This window comes from Paracoccus subflavus, assembly GCF_004310345.1.
GTDB classification, from domain to species: Bacteria; Pseudomonadota; Alphaproteobacteria; order Rhodobacterales; family Rhodobacteraceae; genus Paracoccus; species Paracoccus subflavus.
Window position 1 is genome coordinate 73,884 of sequence record NZ_SISK01000006.1, and the last position, 14,655, is coordinate 88,538.

Below are 14,655 nucleotides of genomic sequence, written 5' to 3' on the forward strand. Positions count from 1 at the left end.
CACAGGGATAGCCGGGGATTTTGCCCTATGCGCTTGGCCAGGGCGGCGGGGAATTCGGCCTTTTCCGGACGATCAGCGTTTGCGCCGCCGCTTGGTGGCGCGCTTGATCTCGGCCAGCCGAGAGGTTGTGGACATGCGGCGGGGCGTCCGCCCGCGCTTGCCCTTCTGCGGGCCGCGCGGCAGGGGCTGACCCTCCAGTTCCAGCAGGTCCAGCGTCAGCCCGCCGGTCATCGGGATCGCCTCGGCCAGCCTGACGGTGACACGCTGGCCCAGCCCGATCTCCAGCCCCGTGTCATTGCCGATCAGCGTCTGCGCGCCTGGGTCGAAGTGGAAATATTCCTGCCCGATGGCGCGGATCGGCAGCAGCCCGTCGGCCCCGGTTTCGTCCAGCTTGACGAAGGCGCCGAATTTCTGGACGCCGCTGATCCGCCCGGTCATTTCGGTTCCCACGCGTTCGGACAGAAAGGCCGCCAGATACCGGTCGGTCGTGTCGCGTTCGGCCGCCATGCTGCGGCGTTCGGTTTCGCTGATATGGGTCGCGGTTTCGGACAGCCGCTCCATGTCCTGCGGCGACAGCCCGTCCCCCGTTCCTTTTCGACCCCCGCCCCAACCGTGCCCGCTGATCAGCGCCCGATGCACGATCAGGTCGGAATAACGCCGGATGGGCGAGGTGAAATGTGCATAGGATTTCAGCGCCAGCCCGAAATGGCCAAAGTTTTCGGGGTGGTAATAGGCCTGGGTCATCGACCGCAGCGTGCTGATGTTGATCAGTTCATCGAAATCGGTGCCTTCGGATTGCGCCAGCAGCCGGTTCAGGTGGCTGGTGTGCAGCACCTGCCCCTTGGCCAGCGTAAAGCCCGATGCCTGGGCGACCTCGCGCAGGGCGTCCATTTTTTCCAGGCTGGGTTCCTCGTGGACGCGAAACAGCAGGGGCCGCTGGCGGCGGGTCAGTTCCTCGGCCGCGGCGACGTTCGCCAGCACCATGAATTCCTCGATCAGCCGGTGCGCATCGAAGCGGTCGCGGAAGCTCACCGATTTCACCCGCCCGTCCGGGGTCAGTTCGATCCGCCGTTCCGGCAGGTCCAGATCCAGCGGTTGCCGGCGCGCGCGCGCCTGTTTCAGCAGATCATAGGCGTACCACAGCGGGCGGATCACGCTGTCCATCAAGGGCGCGGTCCGGTCGTCCGGGTTCCCGTCCGCCGCCGCCTGCGCCTGTTCATAGGCCAGGCTGGCGCGGCTGTGCATCATGCCGCGATGAAAATTGTGGCCGATCTTGTTGCCCTGGGCGTCCAGCCGCATCCGCACGGCGATGACGGGACGGTCCACGCCCTCGTGCAGCGAACACAGGTCGGCCGACAGCGCCTCGGGCAGCATGGGGACCACGCGATCGGGAAAATAGGTCGAATTCCCGCGCAGCCAGGCCTCGCGGTCCAGGGCGGAACCGGGAGTGACGTAATGGGCGACATCGGCGATGGCGACCCAGATGGTCGCGCCGCCGTCCTCCTCGATCTGCGCGGCGACCGCGTCGTCGTGGTCGCGCGCATCCGACGGGTCGATGGTGACCAGCGGCAGATCGCGCAGATCCTCGCGGCCCTTCAGGGTGGCGGGCTTGGCCGCCTCTGCCTCGGTGATCACGGCGTCGGGAAATTCGTCGGGGATGCCGTGCTGGTGGATGGCGATCAGGCTGACCGCGCGGGGGGCGGACGGATCGCCCAGCCGGTCGATGATCCGCGCCATGGGCAGGCCCATCCGGCCCCTGGGTCCGATCTGTTCGGCCTGCACCAGTTCGCCGCTCTCGGCGCCAAGGGTCGCGTCGGGGCGGACGCGCCATTCCTTGTCCTGACCCTTGTCGATGGGGACGATCCGGCCCCCTTCGGCCTCTTTCCGAAAGATGCCGGTGATACGGTGGGGGGCGGCGGTGATGCGGCGGATCAGGCGGGCCTGATACTGGTGATCCTCTCCCTGAACCTCGACAAGGCGGCCAAGAAAGCGGTCGCCGCGGCCAAGCGCCGGATCGCTGTCGCGAGGCACGAAGAGAATGCGCGGCATCGGGCCTTCGCCATGCCATTCCAGCGGGCGGGCGAACAGGTCGCCCGACCCGTCAGGCGGCAGCAGTTCCAGCACCGTCACCGGCGGCAGGCGTTCGGCATCCCGATAATGCCGGCGCCGGCGTTCAAGATGGCCTTCGGATTCCAGTTCCTTGAGCAGGCGCTTCAGTTCGATCCGTTCGGCGCCCTTGATGCCAAAGGCCTTGGCGATGTCGCGCTTGGAATTGGCGTCGGGATTGTCCGCGACCCATTCCAGGATCTGTTCCTTGCTGGGCAAATGGGCCATGGGATGTCCTTACAGATCGCGTATCATGTCACGGTGCGGAATTCCGGCGTCGTCGTAAACCGGGCCGCAGGTGGCAAAGCCCAGCTTTTCGTAAAAGCCGATGGCGTGGGTCTGCGACCCCAGCCTGGCACGCCGGATGCCCGGCTGGACCCGCATCACATCCAGAGCCGCCCGGATCAGCGCCGCGCCCAGGCCCCGGCCGCGCGCCTGGGCCAGCACGCAGACACGGCCGATCTTGCCGGTGTCGCCCAGCAGCAGGATGCGCGCCGAGCCGACCGCCCGGCCGTCCTGCCAGGCCAGCAGGTGGATGGCCCGGTCGTCCTGATCGTCCAGTTCCTCGGCCTCGGGGACGCCCTGTTCCTCGATGAACACGGCGCGGCGCAGGGCATGGCAGGCGGCAAGGTCGGTGGTCGTCTCGATCTTCATTCGAAATATTTTTCCAGAATCCGCTGGTAGATGGTCTTGAGCTGGTGAACCTGCGCCACCGGCACCCGTTCGTCCACCTGGTGCATATAGGCCCCCACCAGCCCGAATTCGACCACCGGGCAGTGATCCTTGATGAACCGCGCATCCGACGTGCCACCTGTCGTGGACAAGACCGGCTGGCGATTGGTTTCCTGCGTCACCACGCCCCGCACCAGATCGACAAAGGGGCCGGGCTGGGTCAGGAAGGCCTCGCCTGAAATCTGCGCTTCGATGGACAAGGTCACGCCTGTGGCCTGCGCGACGCGGTTGGCCCGCGCCGTCAGATCGGCCTGCACACTGGCCCCGGTATGAAGATCGTTGAAGCGGATGTTGACCACCGCCCGCGCCGTTTCCGGAATGACGTTCGATGCCGGGTTGCCGCAATCGATGCTGGTGATCTGCAAGCCGGTCGGGTCGAAATGGTCGGTCCCCGCGTCCAGCGGCGCGGCGATCAGGTCGTTCAGGTATGTCGTCAATGCGTGCAGCGGGTTCCTGGCCTTGTGCGGATAGGCGGCATGGCCCTGAACGCCCTTGGCGGTGATGGTAAAGGTGGCGGCGCCGCGCCGGCCGATCTTCATCATCTCGCCCATGATCTCGGGGTTCGACGGTTCGCCCACGATACAGGCGTCCATGCGTTCGCCGTTGTCCCGCATCCAGTCCAGGATGGCGATGGTGCCATCGCGGGACGGGCCTTCCTCGTCGCCGGTGATGGTCAGGATCACCGCGCGATCGGGGGGCGTCTCGCGCACGAAGTCGATGGCGGCGGCCACGAAGGCCGCGACGCCCGATTTCATGTCGGTCGCGCCCCGGCCCCAGATCACCCCGTCCTGAACATGCCCGCTGAAGGGCGGATGCGTCCACGACCCCAGGTCGCCGGGGGGCACGACGTCGGTATGGCCGTTGAAGCCGAAGGTCCGTGCGCCCCTGGCGCCCCAGCGGGCGAACAGGTTCGGGGTGCCGTTGCGGTCCACCCGGTGAACCTCGAACCCGGCATCGGCCAGAAGATCGCCCAGCATCACCAGGGCGCCGCCATCTTCGGGCGTGACAGAGGGGCAGCGGATCAGGCGGGCGGTCAGGTCGGCGGCATCGGTCACGGTGTCAGCTCCAGTCGGAAAGGGCGCGGCGGACAAGGTTCAGGCCGGTGATGACCAGCAGGATCAGCGTCCAGCGGCGAAATTGCGCGACATCCATGCGGTCCTGCAAGGCAAAGCCAGCCATCATCCCGCCAAAGGCCGGAATGCACAGCACCGCCGACAGCGGGATGGTCTGGGCGTTCAGGATGCCGGATACCAGATGCGCAGCGGTCAGTCCCGCGGCGCCCAGCAGAAACACCACCCCTTGCACCCGGATCTGTTCCTGCTTGGGAATGCCCAGCGACAGCAGCAGCACGACCAGCGGCGGCCCCCAGATGCCGGACACCCCGCCGTAAAGGCCGCCGACGATGCCCGTGGCGATTTCGGCCCGGCGGCGGTGGTGGATGGGCAGCGCCATGGGCCGGCCCGACAGTTGCCACAACGCGAACGCCAGGATCGGCAGCCCCAGAAGCGCATACATGGGCCCTTGCGGGATCGCCCGCGCCAAGCCCGCCGATGCTATCAGAAACACCAGCACCATGCCGATGTGCCAGCGGAAATCCCGGATCGACTCGATGGCTGCCGCCGGACCCTGCCGCAGCGCCTGGTGGACATTCGTGGTCAGCACCGGCAGGATCAGCGCCGCCAGCGCCAGTTGCGGCGGCAGGACCGAGGCAAAGGCCGAAGCCATGATCAGCGGCATGGCAAATCCGATCGCGCCCTTCACGAAGCCCGCAAAGGCCGTGACGGCAAAGATCGTCCAGAATTGCCAAGGGTCCAGCCCGAACATGCGTGCAGGCTAGACGCGCGAACCGGAAATGAAAATGGCCGCCAGAGGCACAAGTGTTGTCGGATTCACGCATTGCAGGATAATTCTGCCCCCAAGCAGGCGATTTCGCGTGAAGTGATCGCCCGGCAACTGTCGAAGGGTTCAGATTTCGTCTAGGGTGCTGCAACCAAAGCGGTTTTGCCGCATTTCCGTTCGACGATCGCCTCAGGGAGTCCCTGCCATGACCTGCCTTGCCCGCCCCGGCACCCTTGCCATGCTGACCGCCGCAGCCCTCGCCCTTGGGGCCTGCGCGCCCGCCGCACCGGCCGTGGACCCCGTCAACGACCGCGGCTTCATTCCCGGCGGCGACTATGTGCTGGTCGGCATGGACGGCGAAACCGTCCCCCTGCGCAACATCACCCTGACGATCGCAGAGCAGAGCATTTCGGGCCGCGGTCCCTGCAACGGCTATGGCGCCGCGAATAATGCCGAACTGCCGCTGGTGCAGCTTTCGCCCCTACAGCAGACGGGGGTCGATTGCGGCAAGAATGCCCGGATCGAAAACCGCTATTTCTCGGTCCTGCAATCCGCGACCGAGATGGAGTATTTCGGCGGCGTGCTGAAGGTGAAATCGCCCGAGACCTGGCTGATCTTCGAACGCGGCGTCCCCGAGGCGCAGGCGCAGGTCAGCGCGCTGGATCAGGCGCGGGCCGGTCAGTGACGGCTTGCGGCTGGCAGCGTGCCAGCCGGTCCACAAGACGCTGGCGGGCGGGGGGAACGGGGCGCCCAACCAGTTCGCCGGCGATGCGCGTGGCCAGGAAATGGCCGGTGATGGCCAGCCCTTCGGCCAGATCCTGACCGCGATTGTCGCCCGCACCGCCCAGGACGCCCGGCAGGGGCAGCAGCCGGTCGGCCCATTCGCCTGCCCCTTCGCGGCTGACCGCGCGGCCTGATCTGGGGCTGACATAGGCCAGCCCGCCCCGCGCGCCCGTCACCGCGCAGGCGGACAGATCCAGACCAAAGCCCATCTCGTCCAGAAGACGGATTTCCCATCGCAGATAGTCCGCGCCCCAGTCGCCGCCGGCGTCCATCCGATCCAGCAGATGTTCGGTGTCCGATACCAGGGCCGGATGCGGGTCGCGTTCTGGCAGCGCAAAGACCAGCAGCGAACAGACCGCGTTCAGCCCGGCCAGGGCCGTCGGGTCGGTCATCAGCCCCGAACGCAGCCGCAGCGGTTCGACCGAGAATGTCCCCAACTGGTCGTCGCGCCTTGCCCGCCATCGCAGGTCCAGCCGCGATCCGGGTTGCAGGATCGCCGCCCGCTTCTGCGAGGCGCCGCCCGGAACCAGCCCCGAATGCCGCCCGTGCAAGCCGGTCAGCACGTCCAGGATCACCGCCGTTTCCCCATGCGGGCGGCGTGCAAGGACCGTGCCTTCGGCCTGCCATTCCATTCAAACGTCGGGCAGGGTCAGCGACCCGTCGGCGGCCAGCGGCCAGAAGGGATTGGTGGCGATTTCCCAGACATGCCCGTCAGGATCGGCGAAATAGCCGGAATAACCGCCCCAGAACGTCTTTTCGGGGGACTTCAACGCCGTTGCGCCCGCATTCAGCGCCGCCTGGAACACCGCATCGGTTTCCCTGTCATCCGCACAGTTCTGGGCCAGCGTCACGGCTCCGAAACCCAGGGCCGCGACCGGCCGGCCTTGATCGGCGGCCAGATCCTTCAGTCCGAACAGCGCCAGCACGGCGCCGCTCATCTGATAAAAGGTCACGCCGGGTTGCGAGGCGGGATGCCGCACCCACCCCCAGCCGCGATAGAACCGCTGGGCGCGGTCCATGTCGGCGACCCCCAGGGTGACAAGCGTGATGCGCTGGCGCGGCAGGGACATCATCTGAACCTCCTCCGCGCAGAGTGGCACGGGGCTGCGCCGGTGCCAAGCTATCCGGCGGCGCGGCGCCGCGCGCTGCTGGCTTGCAGCAGGGACAGGCAATACAGGACGACCCCGGCCCAGATCATCGGAAAGGCGATCATCTGCGCCATGCCGAAGGGTTCGGCAAAGATCAGGACAGCCGTCACGAAGATCATCGTCGGCGCGATGTATTGCAGGATGCCGATGGTGGACAGGCGCAACTGCTTGGCGGCCATCGCATAGCAGATCAGGGGCACCGCCGTGACCGGCCCGCAGCCGATCAGAAGGATCGTATCCGCGATGCTGCCCGATGCGAAATGCGACTGACCGCTGACCCCCAGCCAGATCACGAAAGCCAGCGCAAAGGGCGTCAGGATCAGCACCTCGAGCGTGAAGCCCTGCGTCGGCCCCAGCGGCAGGCTTTTCTTGCACAGCGCATAGATGCCCCAGGTCAGCATCAGGCCCAGCGCTACCAGGGGCAGCCGGCCCAGTTGCACCGTCAGCACCACCACCGCCAGGGCGGCCAGGGCGATGGCGATCATCTGCACCCTGCTTAGCCGTTCGTTCAGCAGGAATGCGCCCAGAAAGATGCTGAACAGGGGATTGATGTAATAGCCGAGGGCCGCGTCCAGCGCGTGATTGTTGCCGACAGCCCAGACATAGATCATCCAGTTGATCGAAATCAGCGCCGCCGTCAGCGCCGCCATCACCAGCAGGCGCGGCCGGCGCATCGCCTCGCCCACATCTGCCCAGCGGCCCTGCCACAGCAGCACGGCCAGCGCGATGGGCAGCGACCACAGCACGCGGTGGGCGATCACCTCGGACGGGGGAACGTGGGCAAGCTGCTTCATGAACAGCGGCAGGAACCCCCACATCACATAGGTCGCGACGGCCAGCATCAGACCGCGTGGGGAATCACCGGATGGGGACGGAATGCTCATGCGATGTGCATAGGCTGCAAATCGAATGCACGCCAGATGGGATCAGGTCAGGCCCGGTTCCTGCAGAAGCGTGCGACCGTCGCGGCTTTCGATCTCGATCACCCACAGGTCGGGGTCAAAGCCGCGCTGCCGGGCGATGGCCGCGTCCACCTGGCCTTCCGGCCCCTGAACCAGCAGATGCCAGGGCCGGCTGTCGCTGTCGAAGTCCCATTCCCGGCCATGCAGCGCGGCAGTCCCGTCCAGATGCGCGCATTTCACCAGCACCGCGCCCGCCGTGTCGTCGCCGCGCGCGGTCACATAGGCGGGGATGTTCGCCAGCCCCAGCCGCGCCAGATAGGCCGAAACCCAGATGCCGGTCGCCAGCCTTGGCTCAGGCATCGCCGTCGCGGAAATCGAGACCCATCTCGTTGTACCGTTCGGCCTCGTCCAGCCAGTTCTCGCGGACCTTCACTTGCAAGAACAGATGGACCCGGCGGCCCATGAACTCCTCCAGATCGGCCCGCGCGGCCTGACCCACGGCCTTGATCGTCTCGCCGCCCTTGCCCAGCACGATGCCCTTGTGGCCGGGGCGCGAGACATAGACGATCTGGTCAACCTTGGCCGACCCGTCCTTGCGTTCTTCCCAGGCTTCGGTTTCGACGGTCAGTTGATAGGGAATTTCCTCGTGCAGGCGCAGGGTCAGCTTTTCGCGGGTGATCTCGGCGGCGATCATGCGCATCGGCAGGTCGGCGATCTGGTCTTCGGGGTAAAGCCACGGGCTTTCGGGCAAAGTCGCGGCCAGCCAGTCGCGCAACTGGTCGCAGCCATAGCCCTTTTCGGCCGAAATCATGAAGGTGCTGACAAAGGGATAGGCCGCGTTCATTTCGGCCGACAGCGCCAGCAGGGTTTCCGCCCTGACGCGGTCGATCTTGTTGATGACCAACCCCACGGGCGTCTTGCCGTCCAGCCCTTTCAGCGATTCGATGATCGCCCTTGCGCCTTCGGTCAGGCCGCGATGCGCCTCGATCAGCAGCATGATGATGTCGGCATCCGACGCGCCGCCCCAGGCGGCAGCGACCATCGACCGGTCCAGCCTGCGGCGGGGCCGAAAGATGCCGGGGGTGTCCACGAACACGATCTGCGCGGCATCATGGATGGCGATGCCCCGGATGCGTGCGCGGGTCGTCTGGACCTTGTGGGTCACGATGCTGACCTTGGCGCCGACCATCTGGTTCAGCAGCGTGGATTTCCCGGCATTCGGTTCGCCGATCAGGGCGACGAACCCGGCACGGGTCGGGGTCTCATCGGTCATGCGCGGCCCTCCAGCCGGTCCAGCAGCGCCTGCGCGGCGGCCTGTTCGATGCTGCGTTTGGTGCCCGCGCCCTGGGCCTGAGCCTGCTGGCCGTCGGCCAGGCGGACGGTGATCCGGAAGACCGGGGCATGGTCGGGGCCGCTGCGTTCGGTCTGTTCATAGGCGGGGGGCGGCATCCCGTGGGCCTGCGCCCATTCCTGCAAGGCGGTTTTGGCGTCGCGGGGATCGTCCTCCAGCGTGGCCAGCCGGTCGGCCCACAGCCGCAGCACGATCCGGCGCGCGGCGTCGAACCCGGCGTCCAGATAGACGGCGGCCAGAACGGCCTCCATCGCGTCGGCCAGCACCGCCTCTTTGCGGCGGCCGCCCGACATCATCTCGGACCGGCCCAGCTTCAGCACCTCGCCCAACCCGATCTGGCGGGCGATGGCGGCGCAGGTTTCGCCCCGGACCAGGGCGTTGTAGCGGGGGGCAAGCTGGCCTTCGCTGGCGGACTGGTCGGCGTCGAACAGCGCCTCGGCCATGACCAGACCCAGCACCCGGTCGCCCAGGAATTCCAGCCGCTGGTTGTCGGGCCGGGTTGCGGTGGCGATGGACCCGTGCGTCAGGGCGCGCAGCAGCAGGTCGGGCCGGGCGAAATCGTGGCCCAGCCGGTCCATGAAGGCGCGGATGTCGGCGCCCACCCTGACCGGGGACGGCCTCAATCGACCGCCTTGAAGAAGCGGTCGCCGCGCCAGGTCCAGAAATACAACAGCGACCGGCCCGCGGACGAGAACATGATCCGGTCGGCGCGCCCGATCAGGTATTCGGCGGGCACGAAGCCCAGCCCGCCGATTTCCTGCGGAAAACGCGAATCCTCGGAATTGTCGCGGTTGTCGCCCATGAAGAAATACTGTCCCTCGGGAACGGTAAAGGCCGGGGTGTCGTCGGCATAGGCGCCGTCCTGGATGTTCAGGATGTCATGGCTGACGCCGTTGGGCAGCGTTTCGGTGAACCGTTCGCTGATGCAGTCGCCGCCTTCGGGCACCGGGTCGTTGACGCAGCGCGGGATCAGGCCCTGCGGTCCCTGCTGCTCCTTGACCTCGACGAACTCGCCCGCCGGGGCGATCGGAACTTCCTGACCGTTGATAAGCAGCCGGCCGTTGCGCATCTGCACCGTGTCGCCGGGCAGGCCGATCAGACGCTTGATGAAATCGACGCCGCGCGTGGGATGGCGGAACACGACGACATCGCCGCGCTCAGGCTCGGACCCCAGGATGCGGCCCGAGATCGGGCAAAGCGAGAAGGGGCAGGAATAGCGGGAATAGCCATAGGCCATCTTGTTGACGAACAGGAAATCCCCGATCAGCAGCGTGTCCTTCATCGACCCCGAGGGAATCCAGAAGGGCTGGAAGAACAGAGTGCGAAAGATGCCCGCGATCACCAGGGCCCAGAACACGGTCTTGACCGTTTCCCAGAGCCCTTCCTTCTTCTTTCCCGCCGTGCTGTCGGCCATGATATCGTCCTTCGTCGTCAAGCGCGGGCGAATGGCCGCATTGCCGCGTTCTAGGCCACCGGCAGGCCGCAAAGTCAAGGTTGCGAGACGAAAGGCCGGGCCTCGATCACCACGAAAGCCTGCGCCCAGGGGTGATCGTCGGTCAAGGTGACGTGAACGACGGCATGGTGGCCCGGTGGCGTCATCGCCGCCAGACGGTCGGCGGCCCAGCCGGTCAGTTCCATCACCGGCTGGCCGCTCGCCAGGTTGCTGACCGCCATGTCGCGCCAACTGATGCCCATGGCAAGCCCGGTGCCCAGCGCCTTGGAGCACGCCTCCTTGGCGGCCCAGCGTTTCGCCAGGGTGCCCGCCTCGTCCCGGCGTCGCGCGGCCTTGGCCAGTTCCACGGGGGTAAAGACGCGGTGGCGAAAGCGGTCGCCAAACCGGTCCAGCGTGCTCGCGATGCGGTCGATATTGGCAAGGTCAGTGCCGATGCCCAGGATCATGAGATGCGGGTCCTGAGTTCGAAATGGGCCAGAAAGACCCCGGCCCAGCCGGGCAGACTGGACCAGTGCCAGTTGCCCTTTACTTGCCAGCTTTCTGTCGATTCGTCGAAGAGCGCCCATTCGCGCGCCCAGGCCAGCAGCATGTCATGGGGATAGACGAACACCCGATCACCCTGACGAAAGGCGACATGCAGACCCTTGCCCAGATACTTCCTGTCCAGCGTAAGCCGTGCCTTCAACTGCACCCGCAGCACCGTCTTGCCGTCGATATGACAGGCCAGAAAGTCCGCGCCCTGCCAGTCGTCGCTGAGCCACATCGAATGATAGCCATAGTCGGCAAGGCGCGCCGCGATCTTGTGGAAGTTGTGGAGTTCTTTCTGCCGCGCGTTCAGCCGGGAATAATCGACAGGCGTGAAGGTCATTCCTGCCGCGCCATGTCCATGCAGCGCCGCATTTCCCGGATCGCCTCGCCCAAGCCGACAAACACCGATTCCGAGATCAGGAAATGGCCGATATTCAGTTCCTTGACTTGGGGAATCGCGCCCACCGGGCCGACCGTGTCGAAGGTCAGGCCGTGACCCGCGTGAACCTCGAGCCCCAGGCTGTCGGCAAGGCGGGCACCCTGGACAAGGCCCGCCAGTTCGGCGTCGCGGTCCGCAAGACGCCCCTCGGTGTCATAATCGCAATAGGCGCCGGTGTGCAGTTCGACAACCGCCGCGCCGATGCGGGCGGCGGCCTCGATCTGGGCGGGGTCGTGGCCGATGAACAGCGACACGCGGCAGCCCGCCTCGCGCAGCGGGGCGATGAAGTCCGCCAGCATCGATTCGTTGCCCGCCACGTCCAGGCCGCCCTCGGTGGTGCGTTCCTCGCGCTTTTCGGGCACGATGCAGACGGCATGGGGTCGGTGGCGCAGGGCGATGGCCTGCATTTCGGCGGTGGCCGCCATTTCCAGATTCAGCGGCAGCGTCAGGTTCGCCATCAGCGCGTCGATGTCCGCGTCGCTGATGTGGCGGCGATCCTCTCGCAAATGGGCGGTGATGCCGTCGGCTCCTGCGGCCTCGGCGATTCGGGCGGCGCGCAGGGGGTCTGGCCAGGGGGTGCCGCGCGCATTGCGGATGGTTGCGACGTGATCGATGTTGACGCCAAGACGCAGCATGGGAACCCTCGAGCAAACAGTTTGGCGACAGTCTAGCGAGGTGCGGGCGGGGGTGCCAGTTCCGTGGCGACGGCCCACCAGCCATGCTGTTTCAACGCCGCGGCGGCAATCCGGGCCTGTTCAGGCGTTTCGTATAGGCCAAAGCAGGTCGCCCCCGACCCCGACATGCGGGCGAATGCCGCATTCGTGGCGCGCAGGCCGTCCAGAACCCGCCCGATCACCGGGGCAATGGACAGGGCGGCGGGCTCCAGGTCGTTGCGCGTCTCGGCAAGCCAGCCGATCAGGTCGCCCAGCCCGGCCAGGCGCGGGATGTCGGGCAGGCCCGGATGGTCGCGCCGCTCTGTCGCGGCAAAGACCCGCGGCGTGGACAGCGCGATGCCGGGATTGACCAGCACCACGGCAATGGCAGGCAGCGCCGGCAGCGGCGTCACGATCTCGCCCACGCCTTGCATCCGTGCAGGGCCAGACCCCAGGCAGACCGGCACGTCGGCCCCCAGTCTTTCAGGATTTTCAGGGACAGCATGGCCCATCCGCGCCAGCCCCCGCAGCACCGCCGCGGCATCCGCGGACCCCCCTCCGATGCCCGAGGCGACCGGCAGGTTCTTGGTCAGCACCAGATCAGCACCCGCCCCTGCCAGCCTTGCGGCGCGCAGGCACAGGTTGTCATCGGTGGGCAGCCCTGCGGCGAAAGGTCCGTCGATCCGCAGCGACAGCGGGCCGGGCGACAGCGCGATCACGTCGCCGATGGATGCGAAAACCACCAGCGAATCCAGCAGGTGATAGCCGTCCGGGCGCCGGCCCGTGACGTGCAGCGCCAAATTCAGCTTGGCCCGCGCCAGTTCCACAAGGGGGGGCATCGATCAGTTGCTGGCGGCCGCCTGCGGCGCGGGGGCCGATGCGTCGGTGGCCGCAGGCGCGGCCGCTTCTTCGGCCAGCACCTGGTCCAGCCCGCGATCCAGCTTTGCACGGATACGGTCGGGATCGACATCATCGGTGCCCGTGGGTTCCAGCGACAGGGCACGCTGCCACTGGATTTCGGCCTCGCGGTGGCGGCCGACCTTCCAGTAGATATCGCCCAGATGGTCGTTCACCAGCGGGTCTTCGGACATCGACAGGATGGCGCGTTCCATCGGCGCCACGGCCTCGTCATAGCGGCCCAGCCGGAAATAGGCCCAGGCCAGCGAATCCAGGATATAGCCGTCGTCCGGCGACAGCGCGACCGCCTGTTCGATCAGGGCCAGTGCGCGGTCCAGGTTCTTGCCCCGGTCGATCCAGCTATAGCCAAGATAGTTCAGCAGGCTGGCATCCTCGGGGCGGATCTCGATTGCGGCCAGGAAATCGGCCTCGGCCCGATCGAACTGCTGCGACCGCTCCAAGGCAATACCTCGCGCATACAGCGGGAACCACCGCGCCTCGGCTGGCGCATCCTTTAGCAGATTCAGCGCCTTATCATAGGCAGGCACCGCCTGGGCAAATTTTTCCTGTCGGCGCAGTACGTCGCCCAAGGCGATCCAGGCTTGCGGCAGGTCGGGATAGGCGGCGGTCAGCGACAGGGCGGCCTTGCCGGCCTCCTCGGACCGGCCGGCACCCGTCAGGGTCTCGATGCGAACCAGTTCGGCCGCCGGACGCATCTGCCCCATGCGGCGCAGGGCATCGAATTCGGGTTCCGCCAGATCGAACTGCTGGCGTTCCTGCAGGATCTGGGCCACCATCAGGCGCGCTTCGGCGGTTTCAGGCGACAGCCAGGCCGCCAGACGGGCATGGATCAGCGACAGGGGTTCGGGGTCGGGACTGGAGGCTAGCGCGGCGGCAAAGGTCAGGAAAACCTGGGCGATGCCGTCGGCGGGCGTCCTGACCACATCGAAGGACACGGGCTGTCCCGCCTTCAGCCGGTCGCGAAGCGTCAGAAGCTGCGGCTCGGCCTCGACCCCCGGAATGGCCTCGATCATGGCGACGGCCTCGTCGCGGCGGTCCAGTTGTGCCAGAACCTGCGCGCGGGCGGCAAAACCCAGCAGATGCGCGCCGGTTGTCTCCTCGGCCAGCAGCGCCGCCGCCCCCTCGTGATCGCCGACATGCGCCCGGGCCAGCGCCAGGTGATAGTTCACCATCGGCGCGACCCCCGGCGACCCCGCCAGACGCTCGAACTCGGCCAGCGCATCAGAGGCGCGGCCCGCCCCCAGAAGGGCCCAGCCGCGCATCATGCCCGCCAGGAGGTCGGCCTCGGCCTCGGTATCGGCGGGGGTGCCCAGATCGGCCAGCAGCCCGTCCCAATCGCCCCGATGAACCCGTTCGGCCTGCTGAATCAGGCGGGACAGTTCGGTCGGCTCGCCATCGGTGGCGATGCGCCGGGACAGGTCGACGGCGCGGTCGATTTCTCCGGCGGAAACCAGGGACACAAGCGCGCTGTCCTGAAGGAACCGGTCGCCGGGATCATGGGCCACGGCCTGCACGAAGAACCGGGCGGCGGCCTGAAAGTCGTTTTCGACCACTGCCATGCGCGCGGCCAGGAACGGCCCCGCCAGGCCAAAGGCCTGCGGCGCAGGGGCCGGAACTGGCACGTCTGCAGCGGCCGCGTCCTCGGCAGGGCGCGGCTCGGGGCGGTCCTGGGCGGCCAAGGCGGAAGCCGATGCCAGAAGGGCGGCGATCACGGCCAGGGCCGGGCGGGTCAGGGTCAAGGCATCCATCCCGAAATCACGAAATCGTCGGCAGACCCTAACGCCCGCCCGCCGTTCAGGCAAC

General features: G+C 67.1%; 17 protein-coding genes. 1 reads left to right on the top strand and 16 read right to left on the bottom strand.

Translation table 11 applies throughout. The features are described 5' to 3' along the window. Nucleotides 1-72: 72 nt before the first annotated feature. Genes rnr through EYE42_RS09440 form a run of 4 tightly spaced genes read right to left on the bottom strand, consistent with a single transcriptional unit; the run spans nucleotide 73 to nucleotide 4,662 of the window. The gene (gene rnr, locus EYE42_RS09425; protein ID WP_130991077.1) at nucleotides 73-2,334 is read right to left on the bottom strand and encodes a ribonuclease R; all 2,262 of its coding nucleotides are present in this window, start codon (nucleotides 2,332-2,334) and stop codon (nucleotides 73-75) included. Between the two features lie 9 nt (nucleotides 2,335-2,343). Next, nucleotides 2,344-2,760, bottom strand: coding sequence for a GNAT family N-acetyltransferase (locus tag EYE42_RS09430; RefSeq protein ID WP_130991078.1), 417 nt, complete (start codon nucleotides 2,758-2,760; stop codon nucleotides 2,344-2,346). After that, nucleotides 2,757-3,893 carry a succinyl-diaminopimelate desuccinylase gene (gene dapE / locus EYE42_RS09435; protein WP_130991079.1) on the bottom strand — a complete coding sequence of 379 codons (1,137 nt, stop codon included), beginning with the start codon at nucleotides 3,891-3,893 and terminating at the stop codon, nucleotides 2,757-2,759. The genes EYE42_RS09430 and dapE overlap by 4 nt, the downstream gene beginning before the upstream one ends. A 4-nt stretch (nucleotides 3,894-3,897) precedes the next feature. Next, nucleotides 3,898-4,662 (bottom strand): sulfite exporter TauE/SafE family protein, encoded by a 765-nt coding sequence (locus EYE42_RS09440; protein WP_130991080.1) that lies wholly within the window; start codon nucleotides 4,660-4,662, stop codon nucleotides 3,898-3,900. Between the two features lie 220 nt (nucleotides 4,663-4,882). Here EYE42_RS09440 and EYE42_RS09445 point away from each other — a divergent pair, with 220 nt between their 5' ends. Next, complete coding sequence (locus tag EYE42_RS09445) at nucleotides 4,883-5,362, top strand: META domain-containing protein (RefSeq protein ID WP_246020686.1); 480 nt, start codon at nucleotides 4,883-4,885, stop codon at nucleotides 5,360-5,362. On the opposite strand, the gene recO is transcribed toward EYE42_RS09445, so the two are convergent. The 12 genes from recO to EYE42_RS09505 form a co-directional block, all read right to left on the bottom strand. Further along, nucleotides 5,328-6,092 (bottom strand): DNA repair protein RecO, encoded by a 765-nt coding sequence (recO, locus tag EYE42_RS09450; protein WP_130991081.1) that lies wholly within the window; start codon nucleotides 6,090-6,092, stop codon nucleotides 5,328-5,330. The two genes, EYE42_RS09445 and recO, sit on opposite strands and share 35 nt — an antisense overlap. Beyond that, nucleotides 6,093-6,524: a VOC family protein gene (locus EYE42_RS09455; protein WP_130991193.1), complete on the bottom strand. Its 432-nt coding sequence runs from the start codon at nucleotides 6,522-6,524 to the stop codon at nucleotides 6,093-6,095. A 56-nt stretch (nucleotides 6,525-6,580) separates the two neighbouring features. After that, nucleotides 6,581-7,492: an EamA family transporter RarD gene (gene rarD, locus EYE42_RS09460; RefSeq protein ID WP_130991082.1), complete on the bottom strand. Its 912-nt coding sequence runs from the start codon at nucleotides 7,490-7,492 to the stop codon at nucleotides 6,581-6,583. Nucleotides 7,493-7,534: 42 nt separating this feature from the next. Then, nucleotides 7,535-7,870 carry a DUF1491 family protein gene (locus tag EYE42_RS09465; RefSeq protein ID WP_130991083.1) on the bottom strand — a complete coding sequence of 112 codons (336 nt, stop codon included), beginning with the start codon at nucleotides 7,868-7,870 and terminating at the stop codon, nucleotides 7,535-7,537. Beyond that, the gene (era, locus tag EYE42_RS09470; protein ID WP_130991084.1) at nucleotides 7,863-8,783 is read right to left on the bottom strand and encodes a GTPase Era; all 921 of its coding nucleotides are present in this window, start codon (nucleotides 8,781-8,783) and stop codon (nucleotides 7,863-7,865) included. The genes EYE42_RS09465 and era overlap by 8 nt, the downstream gene beginning before the upstream one ends. Then, on the bottom strand, nucleotides 8,780-9,439 hold the full coding sequence (gene rnc, locus EYE42_RS09475) for a ribonuclease III (RefSeq protein ID WP_130991194.1): 660 nt from the start codon (nucleotides 9,437-9,439) through the stop codon (nucleotides 8,780-8,782). Before rnc ends, era begins: the two co-directional genes overlap by 4 nt. A gap of 41 nt (nucleotides 9,440-9,480) precedes the next feature. Next, nucleotides 9,481-10,275 (bottom strand): signal peptidase I, encoded by a 795-nt coding sequence (lepB, locus tag EYE42_RS09480; RefSeq protein ID WP_130991085.1) that lies wholly within the window; start codon nucleotides 10,273-10,275, stop codon nucleotides 9,481-9,483. Nucleotides 10,276-10,349: 74 nt separating this feature from the next. Beyond that, entirely contained in the window at nucleotides 10,350-10,760 is a 411-nt protein-coding gene (acpS, locus tag EYE42_RS09485) for a holo-ACP synthase (protein ID WP_130991086.1), read from the bottom strand. Continuing rightward, nucleotides 10,757-11,182, bottom strand: a complete 426-nt coding sequence (locus EYE42_RS09490) for a hypothetical protein (protein ID WP_130991087.1) — start codon at nucleotides 11,180-11,182, stop codon at nucleotides 10,757-10,759. Before EYE42_RS09490 ends, acpS begins: the two co-directional genes overlap by 4 nt. Continuing rightward, a complete protein-coding gene (locus EYE42_RS09495; RefSeq protein WP_130991088.1) occupies nucleotides 11,179-11,916 on the bottom strand; it encodes a pyridoxine 5'-phosphate synthase in 738 nt (245 codons plus the stop codon). Before EYE42_RS09495 ends, EYE42_RS09490 begins: the two co-directional genes overlap by 4 nt. 32 nt (nucleotides 11,917-11,948) lie before the next feature. Continuing rightward, a complete protein-coding gene (locus EYE42_RS09500; RefSeq protein ID WP_130991089.1) occupies nucleotides 11,949-12,773 on the bottom strand; it encodes a 4-(cytidine 5'-diphospho)-2-C-methyl-D-erythritol kinase in 825 nt (274 codons plus the stop codon). A 3-nt stretch (nucleotides 12,774-12,776) separates the two neighbouring features. Then, complete coding sequence (locus EYE42_RS09505) at nucleotides 12,777-14,600, bottom strand: tetratricopeptide repeat protein (RefSeq protein WP_130991090.1); 1,824 nt, start codon at nucleotides 14,598-14,600, stop codon at nucleotides 12,777-12,779. Between the last annotated feature and the right edge of the window lie 55 nt (nucleotides 14,601-14,655).

Coding starts and splice junctions, on each gene's coding strand:
- EYE42_RS09445 (WP_246020686.1), top strand. CDS start 4,883: ATGACCTGCCTTGCCCGCCCCGGCACCCTTGCCATGCTGACCGCCGCA.
- EYE42_RS09465 (WP_130991083.1), bottom strand. CDS start 7,870: ATGCCTGAGCCAAGGCTGGCGACCGGCATCTGGGTTTCGGCCTATCTG.
- era (WP_130991084.1), bottom strand. CDS start 8,783: ATGACCGATGAGACCCCGACCCGTGCCGGGTTCGTCGCCCTGATCGGC.
- EYE42_RS09440 (WP_130991080.1), bottom strand. CDS start 4,662: ATGTTCGGGCTGGACCCTTGGCAATTCTGGACGATCTTTGCCGTCACG.
- EYE42_RS09500 (WP_130991089.1), bottom strand. CDS start 12,773: ATGCCCCCCCTTGTGGAACTGGCGCGGGCCAAGCTGAATTTGGCGCTG.
- rarD (WP_130991082.1), bottom strand. CDS start 7,492: ATGAGCATTCCGTCCCCATCCGGTGATTCCCCACGCGGTCTGATGCTG.
- acpS (WP_130991086.1), bottom strand. CDS start 10,760: ATGATCCTGGGCATCGGCACTGACCTTGCCAATATCGACCGCATCGCG.
- rnc (WP_130991194.1), bottom strand. CDS start 9,439: ATGGACCGGCTGGGCCACGATTTCGCCCGGCCCGACCTGCTGCTGCGC.
- recO (WP_130991081.1), bottom strand. CDS start 6,092: ATGGAATGGCAGGCCGAAGGCACGGTCCTTGCACGCCGCCCGCATGGG.
- EYE42_RS09490 (WP_130991087.1), bottom strand. CDS start 11,182: ATGACCTTCACGCCTGTCGATTATTCCCGGCTGAACGCGCGGCAGAAA.
- lepB (WP_130991085.1), bottom strand. CDS start 10,275: ATGGCCGACAGCACGGCGGGAAAGAAGAAGGAAGGGCTCTGGGAAACG.
- EYE42_RS09505 (WP_130991090.1), bottom strand. CDS start 14,600: ATGGATGCCTTGACCCTGACCCGCCCGGCCCTGGCCGTGATCGCCGCC.
- rnr (WP_130991077.1), bottom strand. CDS start 2,334: ATGGCCCATTTGCCCAGCAAGGAACAGATCCTGGAATGGGTCGCGGAC.
- EYE42_RS09430 (WP_130991078.1), bottom strand. CDS start 2,760: ATGAAGATCGAGACGACCACCGACCTTGCCGCCTGCCATGCCCTGCGC.
- EYE42_RS09495 (WP_130991088.1), bottom strand. CDS start 11,916: ATGCTGCGTCTTGGCGTCAACATCGATCACGTCGCAACCATCCGCAAT.